General features: G+C 73.6%; 13 protein-coding genes and 1 pseudogene. 9 read left to right on the top strand and 5 right to left on the bottom strand.

What is annotated here, in order from left to right; all coding sequences use genetic code 11:
- From WME98_RS40945 to WME98_RS40960, 4 genes and pseudogenes are all read left to right on the top strand, one after another.
- Nucleotides 1–1,152: an HlyD family secretion protein gene (locus WME98_RS40945; protein WP_437947091.1), complete on the top strand. Its 1,152-nt coding sequence runs from the start codon at nucleotides 1–3 to the stop codon at nucleotides 1,150–1,152.
- Nucleotides 1,149–3,887: an ATP-binding cassette domain-containing protein gene (locus tag WME98_RS40950; protein WP_437947092.1), complete on the top strand. Its 2,739-nt coding sequence runs from the start codon at nucleotides 1,149–1,151 to the stop codon at nucleotides 3,885–3,887. Before WME98_RS40945 ends, WME98_RS40950 begins: the two co-directional genes overlap by 4 nt.
- The gene (locus WME98_RS40955; RefSeq protein ID WP_437947093.1) at nucleotides 3,884–6,016 is read left to right on the top strand and encodes an ATP-binding cassette domain-containing protein; all 2,133 of its coding nucleotides are present in this window, start codon (nucleotides 3,884–3,886) and stop codon (nucleotides 6,014–6,016) included. Before WME98_RS40950 ends, WME98_RS40955 begins: the two co-directional genes overlap by 4 nt.
- Before the next feature lie 102 nt (nucleotides 6,017–6,118).
- Nucleotides 6,119–6,211: pseudogene (locus tag WME98_RS40960) on the top strand (hypothetical protein); the annotation flags it as partial.
- Between the two features lie 260 nt (nucleotides 6,212–6,471).
- Here WME98_RS40960 and WME98_RS40965 read toward each other — a convergent pair.
- A complete protein-coding gene (locus WME98_RS40965; protein WP_165374012.1) occupies nucleotides 6,472–6,624 on the bottom strand; it encodes a hypothetical protein in 153 nt (50 codons plus the stop codon).
- A 276-nt stretch (nucleotides 6,625–6,900) separates the two neighbouring features.
- On the opposite strand from WME98_RS40965, the gene WME98_RS40970 reads away from it, so the two are divergent.
- Genes WME98_RS40970 through WME98_RS40980 form a run of 3 tightly spaced genes read left to right on the top strand, consistent with a single transcriptional unit; the run spans nucleotide 6,901 to nucleotide 9,238 of the window.
- The gene (locus tag WME98_RS40970; RefSeq protein ID WP_437947094.1) at nucleotides 6,901–7,557 is read left to right on the top strand and encodes a hypothetical protein; all 657 of its coding nucleotides are present in this window, start codon (nucleotides 6,901–6,903) and stop codon (nucleotides 7,555–7,557) included.
- Entirely contained in the window at nucleotides 7,554–8,570 is a 1,017-nt protein-coding gene (locus tag WME98_RS40975) for a hypothetical protein (RefSeq protein ID WP_437947095.1), read from the top strand. The genes WME98_RS40970 and WME98_RS40975 overlap by 4 nt, the downstream gene beginning before the upstream one ends.
- 2 nt (nucleotides 8,571–8,572) lie before the next feature.
- A complete protein-coding gene (locus WME98_RS40980; RefSeq protein ID WP_437947096.1) occupies nucleotides 8,573–9,238 on the top strand; it encodes a glycine-rich domain-containing protein in 666 nt (221 codons plus the stop codon).
- Nucleotides 9,239–9,316: 78 nt separating this feature from the next.
- Here WME98_RS40980 and WME98_RS40985 read toward each other — a convergent pair whose 3' ends face one another.
- Nucleotides 9,317–10,990, bottom strand: coding sequence for an alpha/beta hydrolase (locus WME98_RS40985; RefSeq protein ID WP_437947097.1), 1,674 nt, complete (start codon nucleotides 10,988–10,990; stop codon nucleotides 9,317–9,319).
- A 272-nt stretch (nucleotides 10,991–11,262) separates the two neighbouring features.
- Between WME98_RS40985 and WME98_RS40990 the strand changes: the two genes are divergently transcribed.
- Nucleotides 11,263–12,459 (top strand): serine hydrolase domain-containing protein, encoded by a 1,197-nt coding sequence (locus tag WME98_RS40990; RefSeq protein WP_437947098.1) that lies wholly within the window; start codon nucleotides 11,263–11,265, stop codon nucleotides 12,457–12,459.
- A gap of 168 nt (nucleotides 12,460–12,627) precedes the next feature.
- Here the strand turns inward: WME98_RS40990 and WME98_RS40995 are convergent, their stop codons facing one another.
- From WME98_RS40995 to WME98_RS41005, 3 genes are all read right to left on the bottom strand, one after another.
- The gene (locus tag WME98_RS40995; protein WP_437947099.1) at nucleotides 12,628–12,855 is read right to left on the bottom strand and encodes a hypothetical protein; all 228 of its coding nucleotides are present in this window, start codon (nucleotides 12,853–12,855) and stop codon (nucleotides 12,628–12,630) included.
- Entirely contained in the window at nucleotides 12,852–13,415 is a 564-nt protein-coding gene (locus WME98_RS41000) for a hypothetical protein (RefSeq protein ID WP_437947100.1), read from the bottom strand. The genes WME98_RS40995 and WME98_RS41000 overlap by 4 nt, the downstream gene beginning before the upstream one ends.
- A 348-nt stretch (nucleotides 13,416–13,763) precedes the next feature.
- Complete coding sequence (locus tag WME98_RS41005; protein WP_437947101.1) at nucleotides 13,764–14,606, bottom strand: hypothetical protein; 843 nt, start codon at nucleotides 14,604–14,606, stop codon at nucleotides 13,764–13,766.
- A gap of 782 nt (nucleotides 14,607–15,388) precedes the next feature.
- Here WME98_RS41005 and WME98_RS41010 point away from each other — a divergent pair.
- Nucleotides 15,389–16,474 (top strand): hypothetical protein, encoded by a 1,086-nt coding sequence (locus WME98_RS41010; protein ID WP_437947102.1) that lies wholly within the window; start codon nucleotides 15,389–15,391, stop codon nucleotides 16,472–16,474.
- Nucleotides 16,475–16,564 lie beyond the last annotated feature (90 nt).

Below are 16,564 nucleotides of genomic sequence, written 5' to 3' on the forward strand. Positions count from 1 at the left end.
GTGGCCTCCCCGTTCCACCGCACGATGCGGTCGCTCGAGCTCGAGCGCGGCGCGCGGACCTGGCTCCGCCTCGCCGCGACCCTCGCCGTCCTCGGCGCCTGGGCGGCCTGGATGCACGCGGCGCGCGTGTCGGTCTACGCCACGACCGCGAAGGCGCGCCTGGAGGTCAGCCGGATGGCGCACCGCGTGGCCGCCGCCGAGGCCGGGCGCGTGGCGGTCGTCCGGGTGGAGCTCGGGCGCGACGTCGAGCCGGGCGAGGTGCTCGTCGAGCTCGACGCGTCGGTCGAGGAGAAGCGCCTGGAGGAGGAGCGCACGCGGGTGGCCGTGCTCGCGCCGAAGCTCGAGGCGCTGCGGCGCCAGATCGCCGTCGAGGAGGAGGTGCGCGCGTTGCAGGAGAAGCTCTCCGACGCGTCGATCGCGCGCGCCCGGATCGACCTGCGCCAGCGCGACCTCTCCGCCGCGCACGGCGAGGAGCTCCGCGCCATCTCCGAGCGGCTGCACGACGAGCGGCTCGCGTCGACCGCCGATCACCTGGACGCGAAGACCCGCGCCGCCGACGAGCTCCTCAAGGCCGAGGGGGCGCGCGCCGATCTCCACCGGCTGTCGGTCGCGCGGCGCCACGACGAGCGGCAGGCGGCGGCCCACCTCGCCGAGCTCGAGCGCGCGCTCGGCGACCTCGTGGCCGAGCAGCGGGCGGCCGAGGCCGCGGTCCACACGGCGCTCGCGCAGATCGAGCGGCGCAAGATCCGCGCGCCCATCGCGGGCAAGCTCGGGAACATCGCCGCGCTCCAGGCGGGCGACGTGCTCAAGCCCGGCGACCTCGTGGCGACGGTCGTTCCGGGCGAGGACGTGCACGCGGTCGCGCTCTTCGCGCCGTCCGACGCGGTCGGGCGCATCGTCCCCGGCCAGAAGGCGCGGATGCGCCTCGACGGGTTCGCGTGGACGCAGTTCGGCATGCTCGAGGGCGAGGTCTCCCACGTCGCCAGCGAGCCGTTCGACGGCGCCATCCGCGTCGAGCTCCTCGTGCGGCCGGACAGCGCCGCGTCGATCCCGGTGCAGCACGGGATGCCGGGGACCACCGAGGTCGAGGTGGAGCGCGTCTCTCCGTGGACGCTCCTCCTGCGCGCCGTGGCGCCGGGAGGCCCGCGATGAAGCGCGCCTTCCTCGTCCCCGAGGTGCTCCAGACGTCGCTCATGGACTGCGGCCCCGCCGCGCTCAAGGCGGTGCTCCAGGGGTTCGGCGTGGAGGTGCACTACGAGTGGCTCCGCGACCGCTGCCAGACCGACGTCGACGGGACGTCGATCGACGCGCTCGCCGCGCTCGGGCAGGAGCTCGGGCTCGCGACGGCCGAGATGGTGGTCCCGCACGACAGCTTCCTCCTGCCCGAGGCCGACTGCCTGCCCGCGATCGTGGTCAAGCGCGGCGCGGGCGACGCGCTCCACTTCCTCGTCGTCTGGCGCCGGCTCGGGCCGTTCGTGCAGATCCTCGACCCGAGCAGCGGGCGCCGCTGGGTGCGCGCGGAGCGCTTCCTGGAGGACATGCCGCACTTCCCGATCCCGATCTCGATCGAGCGGTTCCGGCGGTGGGCGTCGTCCGAGGACGCGCTCGCCCCGCTCCGCGCGAAGCTCCGGGCGCTGGGCGCGCGCGGGGAGGCGCTCATCGCCCGCGCCGACGCCGACCCGGGGTGGCGCTCGTTCGCGGCGCTCGACGCCGCCGTGCGGATGGCCGCGCGCCTCGTCCGCGGCGGCGCGATCGCGCGCGGCGGCGAGGCGCAGCGCGTGCTCGAGGGCGTCTTCGACCGCGCGCTCGCCGGGGAGGCGGGCGCCATCCCGAAGGGGTTCTTCTGGGCCACGGAGGGCAAGGCGCCGGGCAAGCTCCTCGTGCACGGCGCCGTCATCGTCCACGTCGCCGCCCGCGCCCCCGCGCCCGCCGGCGCCCCCGCCGGCGCCGCGCGCCCGGCCGCGGCGCCGCCCCCGCCGAGCTACCGCGGCAGCGCCGCCCCGGCGGCCCCGCCGGTCGAGCAGGCGCCGCGCGCGGTCGCGGCCGCGGTGCTCCCGGCGCCCGTCCGCCGCGAGCTCGAGCGGCCCACGCCGTCGCCCGCGCGCCTCTTCCTGTCGATGCTCCGCGCCGACGCGGGCCGGGCCCTCGCCCTGGTCGGGGTGGCCCTCGCGGCGAGCGCGGCGATCGCGGCGATCGACGTTGTCGTCCTGCGCGGGCTGTTCGACGCCGTGAAGCACGTCACCGTCGAGTACCAGCGCGCGCTCGGCCTCCTCGCCCTCGTCGCGTTCGCCGCCGGGGCCCTCCTGCTCGAGCTGTTCGCGGCCCACGCCGTCTCGCGCCTCGGGCGCGCCCTCGAGGTGCGCTTCCGGGCCGCCTTCCTCGAGAAGCTGCCGCGGCTCGAGGACCGCTACCTGCGCAGCCGGCCCACCTCGGACATGACCGCGCGCGGCCACGCGATGCACCTGATGCGCGAGGCGCCGGCGCTCTTCTCGCGCATCGCGCGCGCGGCGCTGTCGTTCGTCGCGACGCTCGTCGGCGTCCTCTGGCTGTACCCGGGCGGCGCGTGGCTCTCGCTCGTCGCGGCGGCGGTCGCGCTCGCGGCCCCGTACCTCGCGCGCAGGCCGCTCGTCGAGAGCCTCATGCGCCTGCGCACGCACGCCGCGTCGCTCGAGCGGTTCTACCTCGACGCGCTGCTCGGCGCGGTGCCCATCCGCGTCCACGGCGCCGAGCGCGCGGTGCGGCGCGAGCACGAGGCGCTGCTCGTCGAGTGGGCGCGGACCGGCCGCCTCGCGCACGCCCAGGCCACCGCCATGCAGGCCGTCCAGGGGCTCGCGAGCACCGCCGTGGCGGTCGCGATCGTCGGCGGCTACGTCGCCTCCGGCGGCCCGCCCGCGGCGCTGCTCCTGCTCGTGTTCTGGTCGCTGCGGCTCCCCGTCGTGGCGCAGGAGCTCGTCGCCGCGCTCGTCGGCTGGAAGAACGTGCGCAACGCCTCCGTGCGCCTCTTCGCGCCGCTCGCGGCCCCGGAGATGGACCTCCCCCGCGCGCCCGCCCCCGAGGACGGAGGCGCCGCCGCGCCGGGCGCGGCGTCGATCGATCTCCGCGGCGTCAGCGTCCAGGCCGGGGGGCACACGCTCCTGTCCGACGTCTCGCTGAGCCTCGCGGCGGGGTCGCACGTCGCCATCGTGGGCACGTCCGGCGCGGGGAAGTCGTCGCTGCTCTCGCTCTTGCTCGGGTGGCTCCGGGCGTCCCGGGGGGAGGTGCTCGTCGACGGGCAGCCGTTCGACGACGCGGCGGTCGCGCGCCTGCGCCGCGCGACGGCGTGGGTCGACCCGGCCGTCCAGCTCTGGAACCGCACGCTCCTCGAGAACATCACCTTCGGCCACGCCGGCGACGCCCTCGCGCGCGTGCCCCTCGCGATGGGCCAGGCCGATCTCACCGGCGTGCTCGAGACCCTGCCCGACGGCCTCCTCTCGGCCATCGGCGAGGGGGGCGCGCGGCTGTCGGGCGGGCAGGGGCAGCGCGTCCGCCTCGCGCGGGCGCTGATGAAGGCCGACGCGCGCCTCGTGCTCCTCGACGAGCCGTTCCGCGGGCTCGAGCGCGAGCGGCGCCGGGCGCTCCTCGCCCGCGCGCGCGAGCGCTGGGCGCGCGCGACGCTGATGTTCGTCAGCCACGACGTGATGGACACGCTCGGCTTCGATCGCGTGCTCGTGGTCGAGGGGGGCAGGGTGGTGGAGGACGGCGCGCCGCGCGCCCTCATGGACGACCCGCGGAGCCGCTACCGCGCGCTCGCCGAGGCGGACGCGCGGGCGCGCGACGAGGTCTGGTCGAAGGGGCGCTTCCGGAGCGCGACCATGGAGAGCGGCCGGCTCACCGAGGGGGCAGCATGAAGGCGACGGACACGAGCTCGAACGAGGCCGCGCGGGCGGCGGCGGCGCTGGCCGAGGTGGCGTGGCAGCCCTCCGCGCTCGGGCACGCGATGAGCGCGCTCACGGCCGCGTGCGGGCTCGCGAGCGGCGCGGCGCCGTCGCCCGGCGCGCCGCCGGACGGCGACCCCACCGCGTGGATCGAGGCGTACGCGGGCTGCATGGGCATCGAGGCGGAGGCGGTCCAGTCGAGCTTCGCCGACCTGCCGCGCGCGATCGCGTCGCTCGGCCCCTCGCTCGTCCGCCTCGATCGCGGCTACCTCGCGGTGGTCTCCGCGGGCCCCCGGGGCCTCACCGTGCTGACGCCGGCGCTCACGCAGGCGCGGATCCCGCTGGAGGCCGTGCGCCGGGCGCTCTCCGCCCACCTCGAGGACCGCCCCGCGTCGCACGTCGACAAGTGGCTCGCCGCCGCGCAGATCCCGCCGCGGCGCGCCGCGCGGGCGCGCGCCGAGCTCCTCGCCCAGCTCGTCGCGGACCGCCCCATCGAGGGCATGTGGCTGCTCCGCCCCGATCCCGGATCGAGCTTCCGGCGCCTGCTCTCGATGCGCGGCGCGCTCCGCCGCGGCGCGCTCTTCCTCGCGGCCGCCGCCGCGCAGATCGCCCTCGGCGTGCTCGCCTGGTGGCTGATCGGCGCGGGCGCGCTCGACGGCGCCGTGCAGCCCGGCTGGCTGCTCGCGTGGGTGCTCCTGTCGCTCTCGGCCATCCTCGTGCAGCTGTTCGCCTCCTGGACCGGGGGGCTGCTCACGATCGACGTCGCCGCGCTCCTCAAGCAGCGCCTGCTCTGCGGCGCGCTCCGCCTCGATCCGGCCGCGATCCGCGCGCGCGGCTCGGGCGAGCTCCTCGCGATGGTCTCCGAGTCCGAGGCCGTCGAGACCGCGGGCCTCGGCGGCGCGCTCGGCGCGGTCGTCGCGCTCGTGCAGCTCGCGAGCGCCGCGCTGGTCCTCTCCGCCGGCGCCGGCGGCGGCCTCCACGTCGCGCTGCTCGCCGGGTGGACGGCCTCCGTGGCACTGCTCGCCCGCCGGTTCGCCGGGCGGCGGGCGGCGTGGACGCGCGAGCGGTTCGCGATCACGAGCGGCTTCGTCGAGAACGTCGTCGGCCACCGCACGCGCGTCGCCCAGCAGGCCCCGCACCTCCATCACGTGGAGGAGGACGCGGTGCTCGAGCGCTACCACGCCGCCTCGCGCGCCATGGACCGCGTGGGCGATCTCCTCGCGTCGCTCCCGGCGCGCGGGTGGCTCGCGCTCGGGCTGCTCGGCCTCGTCCCTGCGGTCCTCGCGGGGGTGAGCGTCGGCCCGCTCGTGGTCGCCACGGGCGGCATCCTGCAGGCGCAGGCGGCGTTCGCGACGCTGTCGACGAGCCTCGGCGCGCTCCTCTCCGCCGCCGTCTCGTGGCGCTCGATCGCGCGGCTCTTCGCGGCGGCCGAGGCCCGCGAGCCGCCCGGGATCCCGCAGGCCGTGCTCGGGCGCCCCGCGGCGTCGGACGTCGTGCTCGAGGCGCGGGGCGTCTCGTTCCGCTACGGCGGCGAGCGCGCCGAGCCCGTCCTGCGCGACTGCGGCCTGGTCCTCGCGAAGGGCGACCGGCTGCTGCTCGAGGGGCGCTCCGGGGGCGGCAAGTCGACGCTCGCGGCGGTGCTCAGCGGCCTCCACGCCCCGTCGTCGGGCCTCGTGCTCCTCCGCGGCCTCGATCGGCGGACGCTGGGCGGGGCCGCGTGGCGCAGCCGCGTCGCGAGCGCGCCGCAGTTCCACGACAACCACGTGCTTTCGGGGACGCTCGCGTTCAACCTGCTGATGGGCCGCGCGTGGCCTGCGTCGCCGGAGGACCGGCGGGAGGCGGAGCTCGTGTGCCGCAAGCTCGGCCTGGGCCCGCTGCTCGATCGCATGCCGTCGGGGCTCGATCAGGTCGTCGGCGAGACGGGGTGGCAGCTGTCGCACGGCGAGCGGAGCCGGCTGTTTTTGGCGCGCGCGCTGCTCCAGCGCGCGGACGCGGTGATCCTCGACGAGAGCTTCGGCGCCCTGGATCCGCTCACCGCCCGCGAGTGCGTGGGCGCCGTGCTCGAGCGGGCCCCGGCGCTGGTCGTCATCGCGCACCCCTGATCCGCTCCGGCCGCCGTCCGCGCCGAGGCTCTGGTCCAGAGCGGTTTTTAGCTGGGACTGACGTATCGCCCTCCGTCTCTCGTCCCCGTTCCCCGTCTTTCGTCTCCCGTCTTTCGTCTCCCGTCTTTCGTCTCCCGTCTTTCGTCTCCCGTCTTTCGTCTCCCGTCTTTCGTCTTTCGTCTTCGCTCTTCCGTGCGCGTGCGCGTGCGCGCTGATTCCAGGGAATCGCGCACGCGCACGCGCACGCGGGACGCGCACGAAGACGGGAGAGGGGAGAGGGGAGACGGGAGACGGGAGACGGGAGAGGGGAGACGGGAGACGGGAGACGGCCTCTCTCGCGTGTTAAACGCGAAAGGCCCGCCGCTGCTCATCGCAGCGCGGGCCTCCGCGGTCGTGTCGTCAGGCTCGAGGGGCCGGTCGCCGCGGGGTGCGGCCCCCGGCCCCTCGCGGGCGGTTCAGCAGCAGCAGCCGGGCGGACAGGTGCAGACGGCCGGCCCCACGCCAGCCTGGAGCTCCGTGGGGACCTCCACCGTCAGGCGCGCAGGGCGCTCCTCGACGGTCTCCTGCTTCGTCTCGACCTCGACCTCGACCTTGATCTGCTCGTTCATGATGATTGCTCCGTAGCTCGGTTGGTTATTTCGGTTGCGGACTCGACGTCCCGCGACATGGGCTATTGCAGCGGCCGTGCCACCGCGGCCTCTGCGCAGCAAAGGCCGCTGTTCCCGCGCGGCGGGGGCCTGTTTTCGCAGGGCGGCGGCCTTCGTTGAGCAACCCGTTTCCCAATTGGGGAAGCGCGTCGGGAATCGATGTTCCCTCGAGGTGCGCAGGGCCGCCCGAGCGCGGCGCGCGTGGGCCGGCATGAAACTGGCAACGTGAAGCGGGCGATGGACACATCCATGATCCCCGAGCTGCTCTCGTTCCGTGCGCCGTGGCTCGAAGAGAAGCTGGTCAAGGACCGGATGGCTTCTTCCTGCGAGGAGGCGGCGCGGCTCTTCGACGAGGTGAAGAAGTACATCTTCGTCTGCAGGGCGGACCGGACCCGGCAAGTCCCCATGTTCTCCCGGAGGATCGACGAGGTCTGGCACCAGTTCGTGCTCTTCACCGAGGAGTACGCGGCGTTCGGCCACCGCTTCTTCGGCGAGTTCGTGCACCACACCGCCAACACCGCCCCTCGCGGCGAGCTCGGCGCGCGCCCCGAGATGACCTTCGACGCGTACCGCACCGAGTACGAGGCGCTCTTCGGGCCCATCTCCCCGGCGTGGCGGGACGAGCTCGCCGTGACGCCCGACACGCGCCTCATCCGCGTCAAGTTCGGCCGGCCCATCTTCGTGCGGGTGGAGGAGGGGAGGGCGGATCTCGTGTGGTCGCTGGAGCCGCCGCGCGTCCTCCTGCGCATCGACGCGTGGGCGAAGGACGCCCTGCAGTTCATCGTCGACTGCGACCACTTCTACGTCCGCGAGCTCCCCGGCCTCGACGACCCGGAGCGCGTGGCGCTCTGCCGTCCGCTCGTGAAGGGCGACTTCCTCCGGATCGCGCCATGAGGCTCGCCGAGCTCACCGCCCTCTTCGGGCAGCTCGATTTCCCGCGGTCCGACGGCCACGCCCGCCCGCCGCGCGATCACGTGCGCGCGATCGAGGGCGCGGTCCGGGCCGGGCTCTCGGACGACGAGCTCCCGCTGGAGCTCCTCGCGCTCGAGATCGAGCGCCGGGACGGCGCGCCGGAGCTCGCGCCGTTCCACGTGGTCCCCGAGGTCGGCGTCCGCGTCGCGTTCGCGTACTGGCGGCCCGGGCGCGCGGCCGGCGCGCACGAGCACTCGGACTGGACCGTCACGGCGGTGCTCCACAACGCGCTCGACGTCGCGACCTTCGACTGGGACGCGACGGCCCGCGCGCGGCGGCTCGTGCCGAAGCGCCTGTTCTCCGCGGAGGCGGGCCGGGTCGGCCACATCTACGGGCCGTGCATCCACGACCCGCGCAACCCGACCGCGCGCTGGTCGATCTCGCTGCACCTGTTCGGCCCGAGCGACGGCCCGGTGCTCGAGGCGCAGGTGGGCCCCGTCGAGGGGCTGACCCCCGCGGCGCCGCGGCCCGCCGCGGCGGGCGACGCGCTCTCGGCGGCGCTCCTCGCGCACGAGCGGGAGTGCGTCCGCCGGGCGCAGGTCGACGCCCTCGCGCAGCGCGGCCCGCGGGCCGCCGCGCTCCTCGCGCGCCTCCACGCCCGCGGCGACGCCGGCACCCGCGCGCGCGCCGCCCGCGCGCTCGGCCGGCCCGAGGAGCTCGACGCCCGCGCCGCGCTCGCGCGCCGCTGGCCGGGCGTGGACCTCGACGTGGTCCGGATCGCGGGCCGCGCCGAGCTCCGCGCGCGCTGCGGCGAGCGCGCGCAGCTCCTCGTGCGGACCGAGGCGTGGGCCGAGCCCGCGCTCCGCGCGCTCGCGGCGGCGCGCGAGCTCAGGCCCCGCGACATCCCCGGTCTGGCCGAGGCGGAGCAGCTCGCGCTGGCCCGCGCGCTCGTCGACTGGGGGACGTTTCAGCCCTTCGCAGCCCAGGAGAACTGACCATGCAACCGATGCAAACCGATGTGGTGACGGCGAGCGCGCGCAGGCGGCCCGATCTCTTTGCCTACCGGGCGCAGTTCGTCATCGACAAGCTGCTCATGAACAAGACCGTGGCCACCGAGCGCCAGGCGGAGGCGCTGTTCCGGGAGCTCGCGCGCTATCTCTGGCTCGTCGAGTCCGATCGCACCCGCGCTTACCCGATGTTCTCGCTGCGCGTCGACGAGGCCTGGCACCAGTTCGTCCTCTTCACCATCGAGTACGCCGATTTCTGCCAGCGCTTCTTCGGTCGCTTCCTGCACCACGCGCCCGCCAACGCGCCTGTCGCGCACGCGGTCCCGGAGGCGACGTGGGACGAGTTCGCGGCCGCGTACAGCGCCCTTTACGGCGAGCCGCCGCCCGAGGTGTGGAACGACGCGGCGTCGGTGTGCGGCCCGCGGCGCGTGATCCGCGATCGCGAGGTGTCGGTCCGGCTGAGCGGCGGCAAGGCGGAGCTCGTCGACGGCGACGCGGTGCTCGTCCGCGTCGACGCCTGGGGCGAGGCCGCGCTGCGGTTCATCGCGCGACACGGCATCTTCTACGTGCGCGAGCTGCCCGGGCTCGACCTGGACGACCGGATCGCCCTCTGCCGAGCGCTCGTGGCGACGCGGACGCTCCGGGTCGCCCCATAAGCCCGCGTCGTCGCGCCGATCCGCGACCTGGCGTCGAGCGGGCGATGGCGGCACGGGAGAGCAAGGAGCTCCTACGGGTCAGCGCTCGACGCGGAGGCTCCTTTCACGCACGAGGCGCGCGACGGCCGCCCAGTCGACCGGCGCCACCATCCTCGGCGCGGGGGCGGGCGAAGCCGTGTTCTCCCACATGTCCTTCGTGCCGAAGAGCACCTCGACGACCGCCGGATCCTCGTCCCACGTGACGGGCACGAGGTCGTCGAGGCACGTCGTATCGACGGGGGCCTCGGGATCCGCGATGAACTTCGCCATCATCTGCGTGCCGCAGGGCGCCGCACCGGCGGTCTTCACGGGGGACTCGAACGTGACCACGTGCGGGCTCCAGGGCACCGCCACGAACGTCTGGTGGGGCGCGGTCAGCCTGTCGGACGAAAGCTCCGCCAGGCCGATGGGCGTCTGCGGGTCGAGCAGGCCGTTCATCGCCAGGATGGGCACGGAGGAGCGCGGCCATTCGCTCCAGAACGGGTCGTGCGGATACCGCGGCCAGGCATCGTAGAGCTGGCCGATCTCCAGCGCCGCCCCCGGGCAGAAGCGCTGCGCATCGCAGCGCGCCTGGAGCTCGGCCGAGGTCGGGGCCGGGTCCTCCCACATCTCGGAGAGGGCCACGTGCGTCCCAAGGACGACCGAGCGCCGCGGCTCGCCGCCGTCGGCCTGCGAGGAGGAACCGCTCAGCGCCTGCATGTAGTGGCCGACCACCTGCACGTCGCCCGCGTCGCAGCGGTCGATGCGGTAAGCGAGCGGGAAGAGGTGCGTCCGCACGCTGCGCAGCTGCGCGAATGCCGGGACGATCGACGCGAACAGCGCGGCGTCGATGCCGAGCTGCGAGCAGTGCCCCTCCGTGAGCTTGCCGAAGAGCGCGTCGAGCTTCGCCGAGGGATCGGGCCCGAGCTTCGCCCCGCAGACCGGATCGACGGCGCAGATCGCGGACAGCTCCTTCACCACGGGGTCGAACTGCGTATCGTACAAGGACAGGTACTGCGCGCCCGGCGATGCGATCGAGTCGAGGATCACGGCGTCGACCGCCTCGGGGTATTTCTGCAAGAAGCGCAGCGCGCGCGCCGTCCCGTACGAGGCGCCGAAAAGGATCACCTTCTTGCCGTGCTCGCGCGTCCGATCGAGGAGGCGCGCCAGGTCGTCGGCGTCGGCCGACGTCGTGAAGTGCGCGAGATCGTCGCCCCACTGCGTCTTCAACGCCTGGATGCAGGCGGGCCACTCGCTCGCGCTGATGTCCGCCCCGTCCTCCGAGCTCGGGTCCTCCTGGACCGGGCACTCGAGGCGGCTCGAGAGCCCGACGCCGCGGTGCTCGAGCACGTACCAGTCCACATCGGGCATCACGCGCTCCCATAGCTGCTCGATGAAGCCCGTGAACATGTTGCCGGAGTCGCCGGGGCCGCCTTGCAGGAGCCAGACCTGCGCCTTCGCCGCGCCGCCCGGCGCGAGGTGGCGCGCTACGAAGACGGGCAGCGTCTCGCCGTCAGGCTTCGATGGATCGAGCGGCAGGGCGACCGTGGCGCACTCGGAGATGAAGTCGTCTGGACAGCTTCCCCATGCGACCGCCGAGCTGCCGCCCGAGGCTCCATCGCCGTTCGTGCCAGGGCTGGCCGGGTCATCGCCGCCGGGGCAGCCCGCAGCGAACGCCGTGAACCCGAGCACCACGGGGAGGAGCCCCACCCGAAGGACAGTCTGTGTGATCATCTTCGTCAACCTCGCAATCACCGGAACGGCCAAAGGCTGAACGGCGCGAGGTCTGCGGTGGCGATGACCACGGCGCCGGCGGCGTCGACGAGCGTGCGGGCGTCGAGCGCCGTGCCGTGTGTTCCCGCTCGGCCTGGCTCCGTTCAACGCCAGAATCACTTTCCGTGCACCTGCAGCGGTCCGCAGCGCGCCGTACGCCTGCGCGATGATGCGACGTCGACGAAATCGTAGAGACCTTTGAACGGAGCCAGGCCGAGAGGGAACACACGGACATGGCACTCAACAAGCTCTCGATTCCGCTCTTCTGCATGGCATCTCTCGTCGCGGGTTGCCCGCGCGACTCTCCCGAGGAGGGCGACGCGGCCTACGGCAAGCTGCTCCAGGACGGGGTGGACAGGATTCAAGCGAGCGGCATCGTCGCCGTACATGCGGAGATGCTCGAAGGCGACCGACGGATCCGCGCCCGCAGCGGCGTGGCGCAGCTCGACGGCGAGACGCCGGTCGACTTCGACAGCTACTTCCGGATGGGCAGCAACACCAAGACGTTCGTCGCCGTCGTCGTGCTGCAGCTCGCCGGCGAGGGAGCGCTGTCGCTGGACGACACGGTCGAGCAGTGGCTGCCCGGCGTCGTGTCGGGCAACGGCAATGACGGCTCGCTGATCACGATCCGCCAGCTACTTCAGCACACGAGCGGCCTCTATGACTACATCGGTCCGGCCGATCCGGACGGCCCGGATCCGCAGCCGTCCCTGGCCGTGCTGCGCTCCGCCGACGAGTACATGCAGCATCGGCTCGACCACATGGACGCGGAAGAGCTCGTGGCGCTCGCCCTGCAACACAAGCCGAGCTTCGATCCGGGGACGCAGTGGGACTACTCCAACACGAACTACGTGCTCGCCGGCATGATCATCGAGCGTGCCACCGGAAACCGCTGGAGCGAGGAGGTCGAGGCGCGCATCCTCGATCCGCTCGGCCTCGACCACACGTTCGATCCCGGCGATGCGCCTGATCTGCCTGCCCCGCACGCCGTGGCGTACCAGCAGTACGAGGTCGACGGGCCGCTCATCGACGTCACGATTGCGAACCATACCATGGCCGGCGCCGCCGGCTCCCTCGTCACGACCACCGCGGATCTCGCGAAGTTCTGGCGGGCGCTGACCGAAGGATCGCTGCTCGATCCGGAGCAGATGGCGGAGCTCCACGAGACGGTCCCGGCGCCTGCCTTCGACCCGATCGCGCCCGGCACCGATTATGGCCTCGGCATCATGTGGATCCCGACCAGCTGCGGTGGAGGGTACTGGAGCCACGCCGGAGGCACGCTCGGGTACTCGACCCGGAACGCCGCGAGCGACGACGGCTCTCGCGTCGTCGTGATGTCGCTGTCGACGTCGACCGACGACCCCGAGGCCTCGTACGCCACGATCATGGATACCTTCAAGATCATCGATCAGCTCATGTGCGCCGATTGAGCGTGGGCCCGGCGCGGGCGGCGCGGCCGCTCGAGTCGCGCCTCGTCGGCGTCCGCCGCCAGCTCACGGTGCTCCTGGTCGCCCTGCTGCGCGCCAAGAGGGTCCCTGCCCGGGCGCGCTGCGGCTTCGCCGGCCATTTCACGCCCGGCAACATCGTGGACGACCGCCTCAGTCGCCTGGCGCGACAGGAGCAAGGAGCGAGGTGTCGATGCGCAGGGCGCGCGCCGTGTAGATCGCCGTCAGCGCCCTGGAGATCGCGGTGGTGGGCATGAACATCGACGGCAAGCCCGACTTCTGTTGAACGGTCGCTGATCGGGCGGCGAGCCGCTGGATGGAGCGCATTGCCGAGATACCGGTGCCGCCGCCTGCTTTCGCGAAGCCGTTCTCGTGCTTCACATTCCGGCGGGCACCGCCGGGAAGCCGACCAGGGCTCGGACGCGGCAATGGAAGTAGTGTGAGGCTTGCCCGGCGCTGTCGGCCGGAAGAGGCTGGAGGCAGTCGATGCACAGCCTCACTCCGGAAGGCGGCTGCGGCATCAGGAGGATGTCGACGGCGAACCCGCATTCCTGCACCTCGAACAGCGCAGGACCGATGACGTCCCAGACGTCTTGCAGATAGTCGACGAGCGTCGATCGCCACACGAGGATGTCGAGTGCGCTCCGGTGCTCCGCGAAGCCTACCGCGCTCCCGTTCGGCGCGGGATAGCTCGTCACGGTGAGAGGCACTTCCCTCGACCGGCGCGCGGACGGATCGCCGAGGACCGCGCGGAGCAACTCCGCTAGACCGTCCGACAGGTGCGCGGCTCGCTCGGGACCGCTGAGCCAGGCGAGCGTTTCCGTGCGCCACGTTTCCACGTGCAGGAGGAAGCGTTGCGTGACGATGGCCGGCGGCGCGCTCCCGAGCATCTCGGCGGCGACCAGGGGGAAGGAAGGTGCCTCTCGCGGAACGTCCAGCATGTTCTTCCTCGCCATTCACTGCCCCTTCGGGGAGCTGACGGTCGCCTTACGCTGGATCAGCGGCGGCATGATGGGGATGCGGGCGAACACGGAGGAGCCCTCCCGGCAGTAGTTATCTCGACCCTAACAGCTCTTGACGGGCGCGCCTACTCCGAAGGGTGCTCTCGTCGGGCTACGACCGGTTCGCTCGGGTCGTGGGGTCGCGCGTACGCATGCCCAGCGAACCTTCCCGCTCGCGTCGGCGCAGTGCCTGCTGGTGCTCCTGGCTGCGCTGGACCCCCCGGAACCTGGGCCTCGGCTGCTTTCCTCCCCGGCACAGGCCTGCTGGTTGCCGGCGCGCGCAGCTCTTCAGGCCGGCTCGCCGGCGCCGTCGGCGGCCGCGCCGGTCGCCGGCGGGGCGGCCGGCGCGGGCGGGGCGCCGCTCGTGGCCTCGCCCTTGGCGCCGCTCGCGGCCTCGCCCTTGGCGCCGCCCTGGGACCGCCGCGCGCCGGCCTCGCGGTGCACGTCGAGCGGGCGGAGGGCCTTCCGGACGGCCTCGACGGTCGCGGGCTCGTCCTCGTCGACCATGGCGGCGACCTTTGTCGCGTAATTGACGATGGCCGTCTGGATGGCGCGCACGTGCGTGGCGAGGTTCGATGTCGCGGCGGCCTCCTTCTGGAGCTTGTCCCGCACCATCGCGTCGTAGCGCGGCAGGACGTTGCCGATCTGCTCGAGGAACTCGGGCCCGGCGAGCGCGTCGATCTCCGGCTTCAGGCCCGCTTCCTCGATGTGCGCGAGGATGGAGGCCATGACCGTGTTCTGCACGGAGTACTCGGCCGTGAGGAACGAAAGGCCGTCATCGCCGAAGAGCTCGTTGACCAGCTCTCCGGCGCGCCGCGCCTGCGGGAAGCGCGCCTCGGGCAGCATCGAGGTCGCGATGAGGCGCATGCGCAGCGCCCCGAAGCTCGCGTCGGCCTCCCGGTCGAGCCCCCGCACGTCGTCCTCGGACAGGGCGCCGTTCACCCGGCGGCGCGCGGTGAGCGCCTTCTGGCCTGCCTCCCCGGCGGCCTTCAGCTTCGTACACGCCTTGGCGACGTTCTCCGGCGCCGCCTCCGGACAGGCTGCGACCAGCGCGTTGGCGAGGGTCACGCCATTGGCGATGTTGATGATGGGAGCGCGAACGTAGATCGAAGCATCGAACGTTGAGTCCATCGTGGCACGATGAGCATCGCCCTCTCCCACGTCCAGCGCGCCTGTCGTCGTTAACGTGCTATCGACTGCGCTGGTGCGCAGCTCAGCGGATATCTACGGAGGTGCTGGAGCGCGGGCCTGACGGTCGTGCTCGAAGTTGCCCGGAGAGAGCTCCCATGAAGGCGGGAAGGCAGGAAGATCATTGAGCTTTCCCCCCGCCTTCGCCTTCCTGCCTTCATGTTCAATCGTGAGCACTGCCGGCCTGACGCGGGCGGGATGGGCCGGTTGCATCCCGGAGCAGGGCGGGGGCGGGGGAGGGGCGAGGGTGGACCACCCGCCTCGAGGGGTCCTCGACAGGTTGCCGGCCCGCTCGGAGATACCGAAGGGGTTCGTCGGCAGGTCGCCAGCATGCTCGGAGATACCGAAGGGGTTCGTCGGCAGGTTGCCAGCGCGCTCGGAGATACCCCCGGGCTTCCCGGAGCGGGTCGCCGTCGTGGTGGCGCGGGCCGATCGGGCTCTTTCCGGAGGTCGTCGACCTGCTGGGGAGGCCGGGAGGCCTCCCGGAACGGGTGATCGACCCGTCCGGCAGACCTCGAGGCCTCCGGCGCCCGCCGGCGCGGGCGTGGCGGGTCGCCGCGGCCCGGAAAAATCCGTTGCCGGATGCGGGTCGTGGTCCGTAATTCCAGTCGGTGCAGGTCGCAGCCGGCCGTGGCCCCTCGCCATCGACCTGCGGCCCTTGCCTGACGCTCGAGCGGAGTCCTTTGCGCCATCCACGTCTGAACGCCATCGGGTGGAGTCTTGCGGTGTCCCTGGTGCTGGCCGCGCCGCCGGCCCTCGGTCAGGTCCCGCCGGGCGGCGCGCGGCTGTCCTACACGCGCGGCCCGGGCGCGGAGGGGTGCCCCGAGGAGCAGGCGCTCCGGGACGTCGTCGCCGCGCAGCTCGGCGGGACCGACCCGTTCGTGGACGGCGGCGGCGGCCGGCGGGTCGAGGTGGTCCTCGGGCGCAAGGGGCGGCATTTCCTGGGGGAGATCGCGCTGTACGACGGCGATGGTCGGCGGCTCGGCGGCCAGGAGCTCACGAGCGCGGCCTGCGGGGCGCTGGTGGAGGACGTCGGCACCGCCCTCGCCATCGTGCTGCGGCCGGTGCGGCCGGCGCGGGAGCCGGCGCCGTCGCAGACGGCGGTGGAGGGGACGGCGCCGGAGGGGACGGCGCCGTCGGAGGCAGCCTCCGCGCCGGAGCCGTCGGAGGCAGCCTCCGCGCCGGGGCCGCCAGAGGCTGCCTCCTCGCGAGCGGCGCCGGCGGGGCCGCCGCGCGCGCCGGCCGCGGCGCCAGCCCCGCCGGCCCTGCCGTGCAGGCCCGCCGCACCGGCGCGGCCCGAGGAGCGCCGTGACGCCGCGCTGGCCGGGCTGCGCCTTCAGGTCGGTGTAGGGGCGCTGATCGGCGAAGGATTTGCGCCGGCCCCGGCGGTCGGGTTCTCGGGGTTCGTGGGGGCCCGCTGGGAGGCGTTCTCGCTGTCGCTGGAGGGACGCGTGGACCCGCCGGTCGATTCCGAGCCGTATCGGGGCAGGATCTACGGCGTGTCCTCGCTCGGCGGCTCGGTCGTCCCCTGTGGGCACGTGGCGTGGTTCTTCGGCTGCGGCCTCGTCACGGCGGGCCGCGTGCGGCACTTCGGCAGGGTGAACGTCGCGGGCGAGGCGTTACGGCCCTACGTGGGGCTCGGGCTGCGCGGCGGCGTGGAGGTGCCGTTCTCGTCCTACCTTGCGGCCCGGCTCACTGGCGAGTTCGTGGCCAACCTCGGGCGTCCCACGGTTCATCTCGGTGGCGGCGAGCATTTGTCCGGGGCCGGCACCTCCACGACGGGAGGCTTGCACCTCGTCGCTTCGTTCTAATCTGCCTCGATGGTTCGCCGATCGGCGCACGCGGGCCGGGAGCGTCGCGCGTGCTGGCCGGGAGCATCGCGTGTGCTGAAGGACGTGGAT

It is taken from the genome of Sorangium sp. So ce296, assembly GCF_051529605.1.
In the GTDB taxonomy this organism is placed as follows: Bacteria; Myxococcota_A; Polyangia; order Polyangiales; family Polyangiaceae; genus Sorangium; species Sorangium cellulosum_D.

Excerpts from the sequence above, each read along its gene's own strand:
- WME98_RS41000 (WP_437947100.1), bottom strand. The coding sequence starts at position 13,415 with ATGCTGGACGTTCCGCGAGAGGCACCTTCCTTCCCCCTGGTCGCCGCC.
- WME98_RS41005 (WP_437947101.1), bottom strand. The coding sequence starts at position 14,606 with ATGGACTCAACGTTCGATGCTTCGATCTACGTTCGCGCTCCCATCATC.
- WME98_RS40950 (WP_437947092.1), top strand. The coding sequence starts at position 1,149 with ATGAAGCGCGCCTTCCTCGTCCCCGAGGTGCTCCAGACGTCGCTCATG.
- WME98_RS40970 (WP_437947094.1), top strand. The coding sequence starts at position 6,901 with ATGGACACATCCATGATCCCCGAGCTGCTCTCGTTCCGTGCGCCGTGG.
- WME98_RS40985 (WP_437947097.1), bottom strand. The coding sequence starts at position 10,990 with ATGATCACACAGACTGTCCTTCGGGTGGGGCTCCTCCCCGTGGTGCTC.
- WME98_RS40980 (WP_437947096.1), top strand. The coding sequence starts at position 8,573 with ATGCAACCGATGCAAACCGATGTGGTGACGGCGAGCGCGCGCAGGCGG.
- WME98_RS40965 (WP_165374012.1), bottom strand. The coding sequence starts at position 6,624 with ATGAACGAGCAGATCAAGGTCGAGGTCGAGGTCGAGACGAAGCAGGAG.
- WME98_RS40975 (WP_437947095.1), top strand. The coding sequence starts at position 7,554 with ATGAGGCTCGCCGAGCTCACCGCCCTCTTCGGGCAGCTCGATTTCCCG.
- WME98_RS40990 (WP_437947098.1), top strand. The coding sequence starts at position 11,263 with ATGGCACTCAACAAGCTCTCGATTCCGCTCTTCTGCATGGCATCTCTC.
- WME98_RS40955 (WP_437947093.1), top strand. The coding sequence starts at position 3,884 with ATGAAGGCGACGGACACGAGCTCGAACGAGGCCGCGCGGGCGGCGGCG.